The organism is Reichenbachiella sp., assembly GCF_965233835.1.
In the GTDB taxonomy this organism is placed as follows: domain Bacteria; phylum Bacteroidota; class Bacteroidia; order Cytophagales; family Cyclobacteriaceae; genus Reichenbachiella.
This window is the reverse complement of record NZ_OZ247585.1, coordinates 1,977,058-1,989,527: the sequence shown is the minus strand read 5'-3', so window position 1 is coordinate 1,989,527 and position 12,470 is coordinate 1,977,058. Positions and strand designations below refer to the sequence as shown.

At 39.8% G+C, this 12,470-nt stretch carries 11 protein-coding genes; 4 read left to right on the top strand and 7 right to left on the bottom strand.

Annotation, left to right across the window (positions count from 1 at the left end):
• Positions 1 to 13: 13 nt before the first annotated feature.
• Together ACO6S2_RS08600 and ACO6S2_RS08595 are read left to right on the top strand one after the other, a co-directional pair.
• Entirely contained in the window at positions 14 to 430 is a 417-nt protein-coding gene (locus ACO6S2_RS08600) for a hypothetical protein (RefSeq protein WP_422362086.1), read from the top strand.
• Positions 431 to 504: 74 nt separating this feature from the next.
• Positions 505 to 1,017 (top strand): hypothetical protein, encoded by a 513-nt coding sequence (locus tag ACO6S2_RS08595; protein WP_422362085.1) that lies wholly within the window; start codon positions 505 to 507, stop codon positions 1,015 to 1,017.
• A gap of 1 nt (position 1,018) precedes the next feature.
• On the opposite strand, the gene ACO6S2_RS08590 is transcribed toward ACO6S2_RS08595, so the two are convergent.
• Positions 1,019 to 1,792, bottom strand: coding sequence for a helix-turn-helix transcriptional regulator (locus ACO6S2_RS08590; RefSeq protein ID WP_422362084.1), 774 nt, complete (start codon positions 1,790 to 1,792; stop codon positions 1,019 to 1,021).
• Between the two features lie 76 nt (positions 1,793 to 1,868).
• Positions 1,869 to 2,465: a GNAT family N-acetyltransferase gene (locus tag ACO6S2_RS08585; protein ID WP_422362083.1), complete on the bottom strand. Its 597-nt coding sequence runs from the start codon at positions 2,463 to 2,465 to the stop codon at positions 1,869 to 1,871.
• A 180-nt stretch (positions 2,466 to 2,645) separates the two neighbouring features.
• On the opposite strand from ACO6S2_RS08585, the gene ACO6S2_RS08580 reads away from it, so the two are divergent.
• Positions 2,646 to 3,116 carry a DUF1987 domain-containing protein gene (locus tag ACO6S2_RS08580; protein WP_422362082.1) on the top strand — a complete coding sequence of 157 codons (471 nt, stop codon included), beginning with the start codon at positions 2,646 to 2,648 and terminating at the stop codon, positions 3,114 to 3,116.
• Between the two features lie 91 nt (positions 3,117 to 3,207).
• Positions 3,208 to 4,755 (top strand): Ig-like domain-containing protein, encoded by a 1,548-nt coding sequence (locus ACO6S2_RS08575; protein WP_422362081.1) that lies wholly within the window; start codon positions 3,208 to 3,210, stop codon positions 4,753 to 4,755.
• Between the two features lie 53 nt (positions 4,756 to 4,808).
• Here ACO6S2_RS08575 and ACO6S2_RS08570 read toward each other — a convergent pair whose 3' ends face one another.
• The 5 genes from ACO6S2_RS08570 to ACO6S2_RS08550 all read right to left on the bottom strand — a co-directional run bounded on the left by ACO6S2_RS08570 (position 4,809) and on the right by ACO6S2_RS08550 (position 12,304).
• Positions 4,809 to 5,774: a helix-turn-helix transcriptional regulator gene (locus tag ACO6S2_RS08570; protein WP_422362080.1), complete on the bottom strand. Its 966-nt coding sequence runs from the start codon at positions 5,772 to 5,774 to the stop codon at positions 4,809 to 4,811.
• Positions 5,775 to 5,777: 3 nt separating this feature from the next.
• Entirely contained in the window at positions 5,778 to 6,116 is a 339-nt protein-coding gene (locus tag ACO6S2_RS08565; RefSeq protein WP_422362079.1) for a hypothetical protein, read from the bottom strand.
• Between the two features lie 103 nt (positions 6,117 to 6,219).
• On the bottom strand, positions 6,220 to 9,075 hold the full coding sequence (locus ACO6S2_RS08560; RefSeq protein WP_422362078.1) for a M16 family metallopeptidase: 2,856 nt from the start codon (positions 9,073 to 9,075) through the stop codon (positions 6,220 to 6,222).
• A gap of 76 nt (positions 9,076 to 9,151) precedes the next feature.
• Complete coding sequence (locus tag ACO6S2_RS08555; protein WP_422362077.1) at positions 9,152 to 10,045, bottom strand: SMP-30/gluconolactonase/LRE family protein; 894 nt, start codon at positions 10,043 to 10,045, stop codon at positions 9,152 to 9,154.
• A 213-nt stretch (positions 10,046 to 10,258) separates the two neighbouring features.
• Positions 10,259 to 12,304, bottom strand: coding sequence for a methyl-accepting chemotaxis protein (locus ACO6S2_RS08550; RefSeq protein WP_422362076.1), 2,046 nt, complete (start codon positions 12,302 to 12,304; stop codon positions 10,259 to 10,261).
• Between the last annotated feature and the right edge of the window lie 166 nt (positions 12,305 to 12,470).

Here is a 12,470-nt window from a genome sequence, read left to right as displayed (position 1 = left end):
TCCCAAGTAAAGAATGAAAGCTCCTATCAAAATATCTATCGTTCACGCTATCGTAGGACTACTCACTTTTGTCATATTCCTACAAACTGGCTGGTACATGAAAACCAATGATATCGGCAACCTTTCAGATACAGAGCGTATGATTTATAGAGCAGGTCACATTTACTTTTTGTTTAGCGGGCTACTCAACCTTTCTATAGGCGTCCAACTCCAGTTTTCAACCGCAGCATGGAAAAAGAAAGTGCAATATGTTGGTTCTATTCTACTGCTCGTCTCACCCGTAATTTTCCTCTATGGATTTTATCAAGAGGCTAACCTTGGGCATATCGAAAGAGCAATGACAAGAATCGGCATTTTCCTTTCATTGGCGGGTACCGGACTTCATACCTTTATTTTCTTGATAGGTTTGATCAAAAAAAGCCAGAATTAAAACCGATCACACCTTCAAACTACCAATCATTACAACTTTTGAATTTTTAAAGCTTAGTGTTTTACTTTTGCAAAATGAGTAAGCAGCACTTTCTTTTATTAATAATTGTTTTCTGGAGTTCTCTATCTCAGGCTCAAGAGAAATATGAGAACGACGTAATTAGCGAAGACGCGATCATCAAAGCCTTGTACGAAACCATTTCAGGGCCAAAAGGCGAAAGAAGAGATTGGGATCGATTGAGATTTCTAATGACGCCGGATGCCCGTCTCATTCCTACTCGTCCTGCTTCAGAAACCAAGCGTGTGCCTTGCTATTTGACTCTGGAACAATTTATTGAGCAAGGTGATCAATGGCTGATTGATAATGGATTCTTCGAAAACGAAGTAGCTCGAACTTCGGAGACCTATGGCCTCATCACTCATGCATGGAGCACCTATGAATCGAGATGGGCACCAGAAGAAAAACCTTTTGCACGAGGTATTAATAGCATACAGCTGATGAATGACGGAGAACGCTGGTGGATTGTAAATATGTATTGGGCGGCAGAAACAGAGAACAATCCTCTTCCTAAGAAGTATTTAAAGTAGATTAATCCATCACTAAGTGGCTGTTAGCAAACACCTCAGAAGGTGGAAAACCAAAAGATTCCTTAAAAGTTTTGCTATAGTGTGAGCTATCAGAAAACCCTGATTGATGCGCAAGCTCCGTCAAGGTCTTGGTGGATTTAATACCATCAAATGAGGCCAATAGTCTTTTCCACAATTGCATCCTTCGGTAGGAAATACCAGTTTCTTCTTTGAATAAATGCTGAAACCTACTTTCTGATAAACACATCTCTTCTGCGATTTCTTTAAGCGAAACCACTTCTCTGGTATGCCTATCCAGGTATTGTAAAGAGGCTAATACCCTTTTATCAATCTGATGTTTAGCGGCTAGGCAACGACTGTTGAATTCGGCCATAGAGTTGATACAGGCGCTTAAGAACGTTTTTTCATTAATTTCTTTTTTGGATAAATCTTGAACAAACATCCGTAGATATCCTACCCACTCTTCATCAAACTCTTCTACAGGGTTAGATGTCATATGTTTCGCCAGAAAGTGGCCGAGGGTACTTGCCGGATTGAGTAATATGACTAAAACCGTCTGACCTTTGCTATCCAATCGATGTGAAACCTCAGGATGCACAATGAGTGATTTTGACAATACGATCCCATCTTCAGTTTCGAGTTCAAACGCTTGGTCAATACCGATAGTAAGCTGAAGAGCATAGTGTTGATGAAAGGTATTTTCTTCAACTTTTCCTAAAAAAATGCCCGTATCACCGGCTTTGTACAAAAGGTTTTCTTCCTCAATCAGTTCCAAATCAATTCAGTTTAAATAGAGTCCATTTTACAGCAACAAAAGTATCTTGTGCAATTCACTGAAATGGCACTTCGAATTAGAGATAAAAAAATTCGACAGCCTCGAATTTATCCACTTTTTTGAATTCTTCAACAAACATTACCCAAACTTGAAATTTTAATCTCTCCCCGTTTTCACCTTTTGGCAACTCGCGGTAGGTATACTCATGGGTAAAATTCAATTTTGCAGGAATTCGCTGACTCGCATTGTTTCGAGTATCAATGTAGAGTAGTACCTTCTCAATTTTCATGTGCTCGAAGGACAACTTCGTTAAAGCATAACTAACTTCTGTGGCATACCCCTTGCCTGACTTGAGGTGATCTATCCAATATCCGATTTCGGTGGTTCCTTTTCCTCTTCTACCAAAAAGATTGCTACTTCCTACAAAATCACCAGTAGTTTTTTCAAAAACACCATAGCTGTACTCACGATTGCAATAAAAGTCTCCCATCCAGCTACGAATTCGCTCCCGTTTATCTTCTACCGGCTCGGGTTCGTTTTTTGCCCATGGAATCCAAGGCATCATGATTTCTAGGTTATCATCCAACCTTGATTTTAACAACTCAGCATCTTGTGGTTGAAAGATGCGAAGGATCAAATTTGGTGTTTCAATTTGGGTTACATTGTTTTTCATTACTCAATTATTAAGAAAGCAAAGCAATCAAATAATTCCAATCATTGCCATGTCTTCAATAGAATGTTTCAATGCAAGTTACCTTCTCTTCACATTCAATTCATTATTTGGTAATACATATCCTTTTACCCCCATGCCTTTTTCATCGTTCTTTGAACTGAAATTAATTGTAAATCAGCTATGGAAAGGAAAAAGAAAAGTCCTCATGTGACGACTTTGCTCTTTAAAAAAAAGATATCAAAAGATTCAAAACTTAGAATTTACCCATCAAAAATCACTCCCTATGTACTAATAGATCCAACACAGCAGGTTTGCCTAATTAAAGGCAAATCGAGTCCCGAAGACACGGTGAAATTCTACAATCTGATCTTTCATGGTCTGAAAAATTATTTACTCACCGGTAAAAACAGGCTAGCCGTTCATTTCAGTCTCACGTATTTTAATAGCAGCACCGCCAAGTGCTTGTTTGACCTGATGAAGATTCTCAGGCAGCTACAATCCTATGGGCTGACAGTGACTATATCCTGGTATCATGACGCAGACGATGACGATATGCTAGAGGCTGGGCAAGACTATCAATCCATCTGTCGAATTCCTTTCAATTTTGTGACATTAGGAATGGTAAACGATTATCAATCGACCCAAAAATAACATTCATCTAAGATCATAAGATTTATATCTAAAACAATCCAGAGGATCGAAAACAATGTATAAATTGCCAGCAAAACATAAACATATTCTCATGAGCAAATTAAAATTCGTCATCAGTTCGCTGATGATTTTCAGCCTTCTCGTCGGCTGTACAGAAGACGAAAAAGTGGATATAACAGGTATTAGCTTTGATGGTGACACAATTACTGTTACTGAAGGTCTTTCCTACGATGCTTCAGATGCAGTGGTAGTTACAGGTGGCGATGCTGATCAAGCAAATATTACATTTACATCGGGTGATGCTAATATTGTGAGCGTGGATGGCACAACGCTAACCGCTGAAGCAGTGGGATCAACTACACTGACTGCTACTGAAACCAACTCAGATTTGACAGCCACAGTAAATGTGAATGTCATTGCCAAATTGGTGGCTGTAACTGGTGTTTCTCTTGACAAAGAAGCTGAGGATCTTAAGGTTGGAGAAACGCTACAACTTGTAGCGACAATTGCTCCCGCTGATGCGACAGAGCAAGGAGTTACTTGGTCCGTTGCCTTTCCATCAGGTTCTAAAACAAAAGAGGATGAGCCTACTGACATAGCTACAGTAAGCGATGCAGGGTTGGTAACTGCAATAGCTGCAGGCGAAGTAGTGGTAACTGCTAAATCAAAAGATGGTGATTTTACTGCTAGCGCAACCATTTCCATCACTAACGTGGCTGTAGAAATTGTAACCATCGATCAAGAAACCATAGATGTGGTAGGTAATGCAGAAGTTCAACTTACTGCTACTATTTTACCAGAAAATGCTACTAATAAAAAAATCACCTGGTCATTGGAACTCAACGAAGTTGCTGCAAGAACGGGCGCAGCTGTTGATGCTAGTTACTATGCTGAGATAGATGCCGAAACCGGACTTTTGAAAGGGAAAAAAGACTGTGATGGTTGTGGATTGACAGTGGTAGTTACCAGTGAAGACGGAGCAAAATCTGGTGATCGCACGGCAAAAGTGACTTATGTAGCAGTAACGGGAATAACTCTGGATCCTACATCATTGGATATGAATGCTGGTGACACACAACAAATGACAGCGACGATTACACCTGACAATGCTACTAACCAGACTATCACCTGGGTGATAGAAGAAGACGACAGTGCGCCATGTCGAGTTTCGGCTTTAGAGATTCCCGATGTTACGGATTTTGCTACAGTTGATGAAGACGGGCTGGTAACTGCAATAAAAAAAGTTGAGTACTATTGTGCAATACAGTTAACTGCCTCTGTAGATGACGGCATTTCTGAAAGCGCCGCTCTTAGTATTAGTGACATTTTAGCTACGAGTGTGACCATCGATCAAGGAGATGCCGCTATCGAATTAGAAAGAGGAGAGACTATAACTCTTTCAGCCACAGTTCTTCCTGAGAACACAACGAATGCAGAAATATACTGGTCAACAAGTCATCCTGAAGCGCGCACAGCCGCCGCCGCAGTAGCTTGTGACCCGACGACAGTAGACTCTGACACAGGAGTTGTAACAGCAAGTTCAGACTGCAACGGAGAGAAGACTATTTATGCATATAATGCTGATTCGGGAGAGATAGATAGCATAGTAATAAACGTTGTTTGCAACTTATGTGACTAAGAATTCAATTAAAAAAAACAAAAAAGACCAGACTAACATCTGGTCTTTTTTGTTTAAGACAATAATTGAGCTTGATAGTGCCTTTCTAGCTCATCGATCAATTTCTGCATCTGCGATTCCATCTTTTCTGAGTTGAGAATTCGTGCAGAATCGGTAAACATGAGCAGCCAACGAGCAAAGTACTCGCACTCTCCTACCATAAACGTCATTTCTGTCCCATGCTCAGTTTTCTTTTCGTCTATGAACCCATAGAAGTACCGCTGATCGCCAATGATCCTGGCAATTTTCTTATCAAACAGCACTTTCACCTCACTCACATCTTGTGGCATTTGCCTCACAAATATGTGATCTTTAAAATCGTCTCTTAAGGAAGGGTCGAAATGCTGATCCAACACATTCAGTTTACTAATACGGTCAGTTCTAAAGTCACGCACTCCATTACGCATTCTGCAGTAGGCAATCAAGTGCCAGTGATTCGCGTAATGACAAATACCTAATGGTTCCACCTCTCTTGAAGAATATGAGTCGCTGTAGTTGGCATAGTACTCAAAAGACAAAACCTGATGATTAATCAAGGCATTCTTTATATCATTCAAAAAAAGATCTGGGAAAGCCTGCTCTACCGGAATGGTAGGAGAAACTATCTCAATATATTTTTCCAATTCCTGCACATAGTCCTTTTGGGTATTCTTGAGTACCGCTCTTACTTTGGTAAGCGCCTGCTGAAACTGATCTACCAAAGATTTGTCTCCTTGCCTTTCCAATAATTTGCCGGCCAATAATATGGCTCCAGCCTCCTCCTTCGTAAACATCACTGGTGGGATATAATAACCCTCGACAATAAAGTACCCTCGATCTTTTTCAAATCCTATAGGCACTCCTGCTTCTCCAAGCGCTTTAATATCACGAAAGACAGTTCTCTCGCTGATATCAAAATGATCAGAAATATCATCTATGGTTACATGTCTTTTGCTCTGCAACTTGAGCATAATGGCGGTGAGTCGATCGATTCTATTCATAGCTTAGTTGGTTATCCTTCCTTGTTTCTTGATAAGCGACCTTGCCTCTTTCCATTTGGGTGGATCATTGGTTTCAAAGCCGTATGCTTTTACTTCAGACGCATAGTCACTCCATTGTTTCATGGCCACTTTATGTTCTCCATTGATCATAAATTGTTGCATGGCCTCCTTGCTATTCCAATGCGTCATAGTGTAAAAATATTTAAACCACCGGTTGGACAACCGTACCTTCAATATGCCAGAAGATTGATTGGCTTGACGAGCCACTTTGTTGGATTGACCAGCAAATTTTGGCAGCAGCCAAATGGATTTAAGTTTGAGACGGGTTATGGAGACGTACATGCTATAAATGTACCCATTTCGTCTTTTTTAGTTTCAAAAAAAACAAAAAAGAGGCCAACAAAACACATGTTCTATCGGCCTCTTGTTAATCTTTGTAGTCTCCCTATTTCACAAGAATAATAGACTCTTCGACTTCATTTCCTTCTTTATCCAAAAGAACCACTTTATCAAAACCAGTATTCTGAAACTGTTCCAGTTGCGTTTTTGCATCTCCTGATACCAGATAAACCATTTGATCGGGTGTGATATACTTTTGGGCCAAAGCCTTATGCTCTTCTAAAGTCATATTTCTAACCACGTTTTCTTCTTCCTTGATGTAGTTAGGACCAAAACCGTATTTACTTCTGGTTTCTATCATTCCTCTCAAAGCACCTAAGGTTTCAAATCTTCTAGCATTAGATTTGATCAAGGCATTTTTGGTAAACTCAAGATCTTCCTCGCTAATCCCTTCTCGGTACTTTTCCATTTCTTCTTTGAAGATCTTCACAGACTCAAAAGTAGTATTGGTTCTCACACTTGAACTCGCCGTAAACTCACCGGAGTCGACATCACCAGCAAATCCGGTTCTGGCTCCATAGGTATAACCTTTTTCTTCTCTTAGAATCAAATTGACGTTACCACTAAAAGACCCTCCCAATTTGTAATTCATTACCGTGGCTGCGTAAAAATCAGGATCTGTTCTTGGCATAGACAAGTACCCAATATTGATCACAGATTGTTTTGCATCAGGAAAATCAACAAAATACAAGGAAGGCTTATCAGGGCCGGAAGGAGCTTCGTACGAAGGTATTTGCACTTCCTTCGCTTTCCATTTTGACTCCAGTCCACCAAGCACCTTGACTACTTCCGCTTGAGAAATATCGCCCACTACATGGAACGTAGAAATTGAAGGTGAGAAATTATTCTGATAAAAAGCCTTGAGGTCTTCTAAGTTGATATTTTCCACATCTTCAGCAGTTCCCATGGTGGAGTAGCCGCGAATGTTATCTGTTCCGTATAACAATCTTTTGTAAACTTTGCCGGCTACCGCGCCAGGGTCACCATTTCTTCTTTTTACGATATTTATGGTTCTTGTTTTGATCAAATCAAACTCCTCCTCATCCCAACGCGGCTCTAAAACAATTTCCTCTAGCAATGACATCGCTGCAGGGAAATTCCTAGCCAAAGAGTTGACCGTGAAAGTAATCGCATCTTCCGAAGTGAACATGCTAATATCTGCTCCTAGCAGAGCAATAGCCTCTTCCAATTCTTGAGGAGTTTTATTGGCCGTTCCCTCGTTCATGATATCAGTCATCAAGTTGGCTACTCCAATCTTGTTCAAATCATCCATAAGATGTCCTCCCTTAATCACTAAGCTAGCTTGAACCAATGGAAGTTCTCTTTGCTCAATACCGTAAACGGCTAAGCCATTTTGCAATGTGGTATTCCACTGAACTGGTATAGTAAGCTCAGGCATTGGCCCAATCTCTGGAGCGACGGTTCTATCAAATGTGGTTTCTGATTTTACTATTTCATCTGCAGTCTCTTCTGTATTCGAATTGTCTGCAACCATTTCCTGAATAACCTCCTCTACTACGGTCGCCTTTTCACAATTGGAGGCACTCAAATTCATCATTCCTTTAGGGACGAAGCTTGTAAGAATAAAGGGTTTGTCCTTAATGTAAGCATTATACACCCTTAAGACATCCTCCTTAGAAACCGCTTGAATATTGGCAACATCCTTTTCAATGAAATCAGGGCTACCAGCAAAGGTGTTGTAGTAGGCAATTTGGAATGTTTTGTTGAACACACTACTGATGCCGTTATAAAAATCTGTTTCTATTTTTGCCTTTACCTGAGCAATATCATTGTCTGTTACTCCATCCGCTTCAAAACGTGCGAAAGCCTCATATATACCTGACTCAATAGAGTCCAAAGGAACTCCTTGGTTTGCATTTATTGATATTCTTAGGGAGCCCGCCAGTTCTTGAGATCTATTCCAGGCAGCTACATTAGATGTTAGATTTTTTTCTTTCACCAGTACCTTATAAAGCGGTGCTTTTTTACCATCTGATAAAATTTCAGCCAGAAAATCCAGTGCATAGGCGTCTTCGTTATACTCCTCGATCGTAGGCCATACCATATTCAGCTGGGGAGCTGTCGCAAAGTTATCCTCATGATAAAATCTTTTGGACTTATCCAGTTTTACTGGTTGAGGTTTCATTTCTGATACCTCTCCCCTTTTTCCAATCGGGCCAAAGTACTTTTCTACCAATGGTTTGATTTCAGCATTTTCGAAATCCCCAGCTATGACCAAAGTAGCATTGTTCGGACCATAAAATTGGTTGTAAAACTCCTTGACATCCGCTACGGTCGCATTCTGCAAATCCACCAATTCTCCGATCACCTGCCAATTGTATGGATGGCCTTCTGGATACATGTTTTTGTCAATCACGTAGTTCGTATGGCCATAGGGTCTGTTGTCCACACGCTGTCTTTTTTCATTTTGAACTACCTCCTGCTGATTAGCAAATGCACTTTCGGTAACGGTATTCAACAAAAAACCGAGTCTGTCAGACTCTAACCATAACATGGTCTCCAATGCATTTTTTGGTACAATTTCAAAATACATGGTACCGTCCTTCCAGGTAAAACCATTGAGCGTTCCTCCTACATTCTGTACAATTTTGAAAAATTGATCTTGAGGCACATTTTCAGATTCCTGAAAAAGCATATGTTCGAAAAGGTGAGCAAAACCAGTACGTCCTGGCTTTTCACGGTTGGAACCTACATGGTACAATATCCCTACAGAGACTACTGGGTCTGATTTATCCTGATGTAGGATAACATCCAAACCATTAGCCAATTGGTATTTTTCGGACTCAATAGAGAATCCTGAATCTGCCGCTTCCTTAGTTGATTCACAGGACGTGAATAATACAACAAGTGTAAGAAGAAAGCTAAAAAGTCTAGTTAGCATAAAATTCATTATTTAGGATTAAAATGATTCAATCTCTAAACTAAGAAAAATATCTAACTCAGTGTGTAAGTTTTGTTTATTTGCGGATAGAAAAGGATCTTCCGACAGACGGAACCTCAAAAGTTTCAATATACCCTCGGTCCTGGCAAGTCACGTAGCAAGTTTTACCTTCGGGCCCTCCGAAAGTAATATTGGTGGGCTTCTGGCCTTTGAGTTTAACTTCATTTAGCAATTCTCCGACAGGAGAAACCATGGCAACTGTTCCCTTGCCATATCGCGCAATGTAAAGGTTACCCTCCTCATCACAACGCATACCATCCAATCCATGATCAGGAAACTCTATAAGTAGACGCTTGTTGGAAACTTTGCCTTCTGGGGATAAATCGTATGCCCAAACCTTCCGTTGTACACTTTCATTCACGTAGAGCAAGCTATCTCCTGGTGCTACCTCTACACCATTAGTTGTGCCCATATTTGATTCTAACAAAACAAAATCTCCTCCCTTATCTACTTTCCAAAGGTTGCCTGTACTTTCTGCCCAGTTAGGGTCGCTGGCATATAACGTACCGTTACTAGAAATAGCAACATCATTGGGCTGATTCATGGTGCTGTCATGTGCATAAACCACAACATCTTTATGGACCGGGTCTATGGTGAGTATGTTGTGATTGACATAGTCCGCTAAGAACATGATTCCATTCCGATCAAATCGAATACCATTGGCCACACTACCATTCGGTAAGCTATCTATATAGATTTCAAATTTCCCCTTTATATCTAATTTACCGATGGTGCCGTTTCTTTCAGGATTTACAAAAAAGAGATTGCCTTCAGCATCCACCGCAGGGCCTTCAAGTCCTTGGGTAAACTCCCCAACAAAAGCAAAGTCAACAGCCGTGTAAAGGACTGGTTTTTGGGCACAGCTTAGCATCAGCAATACAAGAGTGGTATATGAAAATGTAATTCGCATAAAATTGAATATTTTCATAAAAGTAAAGGATCAAAGAATAGATGAGATTCCTTTTTCGCTGGATGGTGGAATTACTCTCCTATATGAGCCCGCGCAACGTTTTGAATTTAGGGAAAGGTCAAGTTCTCAAACAGTCTTCATCAATATTCAAGGATTCAAATGGTAGAATTAAGCTAGTTGGAACTGAACGGCAAAGTCTTGACTAACAAAAAATTAATTTGGACTAAAATAAACCTCTGAATGTGTTGAACTGGAATCAAAAGTTTCTACGCTGTCCTCCTCATTTTGCGCATCAATCATATCATTTTGTATTTCTGCAAGAGAAAATTTACCTAGCCCTTCATTCAACCTCTTAGCAATATTAGAGAGCTCTGCTGTTCTATTGTTGTAATTTTCCATTCCGGCAGAAAGCTCTGATGCGCTAGCCGCTACTTCTTCTGTACCGGAGGCTGTCTGCTCAGCTATTACCACAATTCCTTCGGTAATACTTACAACATTGTTTATATCCGTTATCTGAATTTTAGCGGCATTTAAAATTTCCTCCGAAAATTCTAGTGTATTATGAGATGCTTCTGTAATCTTTCTAAACGATTCCAAAACTTGATTAGAAGTGGTATTACCTTCCACCACACTTTTATGCATAGTTTCAATCACTTTTGCCGCTTCTTTTGTATCGCTCTGCACGCCTGTAACAAGCAGTTCTATTTCTTTTGCGGATGATCTTGAACTCTCGGCCAATTTTCTAATTTCTTCGGCCACAACCGCAAAGCCCCTTCCCGCATCACCTGCTTGAGCAGCTTCTATTGCAGCGTTTAATGCCAGTAAATTGGTCTGCGCTGCAATATCACTAATTACAGCCAACATAGTAGTGATCTGATTTGACCTTTCCGTAAGTACATTGATTGAAGCGTTGGTTTTGTCCGAGAAAGTAGCTATTTCGTTCATATTAACTACCACTTTCTCAACCATTTTCATTCCCTGCTCGCTATTGTCTACTCCAGTTTTAGCAGCTTTATTTATTCTATCTGCTCTTTGCCCCATTTCATTTGAAGAGGTCAGAATTCCTTCAATTAATTGAGATGACTCATCTACTTTTCCTACCTGATTTTGTGCTCCGCTACTCATTTGACCAATAGCAGTCGCGATTTCACTAGTGCTTGACGCCATTTCATCACTTGAAACCTGCATGAGCTTAGAAGACGAATTCATAGAATCGGCATCATTTGCTATCTGATTTAAAAAGCCATTTAGGTTACTTAGCGCCTGATTCAAATTATCTGACAACACTTTAAAATCACCATTTAAATTGTCCTTCATTTTCTTTGTCAGATCTCCATCGGCCATGGCATTCACAATTTCATTCACTGACAATACCGGCTCAGATATTGATATCAATAAGTTATTTATAGCTTCAGATAATTCTCTCCAAGCTCCGGATTTTTCAGTTAAATCAATCCGGCTTTTCAGCACGCCCTCCATCCCAGCTTTTTGAACCACATCTTGAGTCTCAGTGATAACTTTATTTAAATTATTTCTCATTGCAACCAGAGACTTTCCAAGAACATCTTTTTCACTAAGCACCTTATATTCTTGTTCGAGCTGACCATCACCGATATTTAGTGCAAAGGTTGATGTGACTTCAAGGTTGTTTCTTAGTAGAGTTAGAGATTTTACCATATCCCCAACTTCATCTGATGTAGTTTTAAATTCAAATTTTGGCAGCTCCCCCAGGCCCATTTTTTGAATGTTTTCATTTAGAAGCTTGATTGGTTTTGCGATTGAAGAGGTAACTACAAATGACGCTATAATGCCAAGTACAATAGACAATAGCGTCAACAATATAGTTATGTTTTCCACTCTATCTAGTGAAGCATTTTTTTCGATAATCAGTTCATCTGAAAATTGTTTCAACCCTGACGTAAATAATTCCAATCGTTCTGAAAGGTTGATTAACTGCGGCTCTAATTTTTCATCAAATAAGGGAATGGCTAAATAAAATATAATAGAATCATTGGTGTAGCTATCTAGGGTGCTCAAATGATTCATGATCTGCTTTTGATAGCCAATATTCTCTCTAAACATGCTTAGCATTAGATTAAGACTATCCAACCGATTATCTCTGGTCCAATTGGTCTGAAGCAGATTTATTTCTTCGACCAAAGTTGGAAATTTCTCATTTTGCAGATCAATCAAAGCAGTCTTCTCTTCTTCACTAGGATTATATATCCAGTTATTGGAGTATTTTTTTGCATTATCCACCAAATCTTGCATTTGGTCCATTTTGATAAGTAGAGCACTAAATACTTCTGATATTTTTTCTTCAGTATTTCGACTCTCTCTTAGCTTCAGAACACTGTAAAAACTACAGGCTGTTGTGATACTAATTATTACTACATACCCTACAGTAACTTTTTTCCCAATGTTG

Coding starts and splice junctions, on each gene's coding strand:
- ACO6S2_RS08600 (WP_422362086.1), top strand. CDS start 14: ATGAAAGCTCCTATCAAAATATCTATCGTTCACGCTATCGTAGGACTA.
- ACO6S2_RS08595 (WP_422362085.1), top strand. CDS start 505: ATGAGTAAGCAGCACTTTCTTTTATTAATAATTGTTTTCTGGAGTTCT.
- ACO6S2_RS08585 (WP_422362083.1), bottom strand. CDS start 2,465: ATGAAAAACAATGTAACCCAAATTGAAACACCAAATTTGATCCTTCGC.
- ACO6S2_RS08580 (WP_422362082.1), top strand. CDS start 2,646: ATGGAAAGGAAAAAGAAAAGTCCTCATGTGACGACTTTGCTCTTTAAA.
- ACO6S2_RS08575 (WP_422362081.1), top strand. CDS start 3,208: ATGAGCAAATTAAAATTCGTCATCAGTTCGCTGATGATTTTCAGCCTT.
- ACO6S2_RS08570 (WP_422362080.1), bottom strand. CDS start 5,774: ATGAATAGAATCGATCGACTCACCGCCATTATGCTCAAGTTGCAGAGC.
- ACO6S2_RS08565 (WP_422362079.1), bottom strand. CDS start 6,116: ATGTACGTCTCCATAACCCGTCTCAAACTTAAATCCATTTGGCTGCTG.
- ACO6S2_RS08560 (WP_422362078.1), bottom strand. CDS start 9,075: ATGCTAACTAGACTTTTTAGCTTTCTTCTTACACTTGTTGTATTATTC.
- ACO6S2_RS08555 (WP_422362077.1), bottom strand. CDS start 10,045: ATGCGAATTACATTTTCATATACCACTCTTGTATTGCTGATGCTAAGC.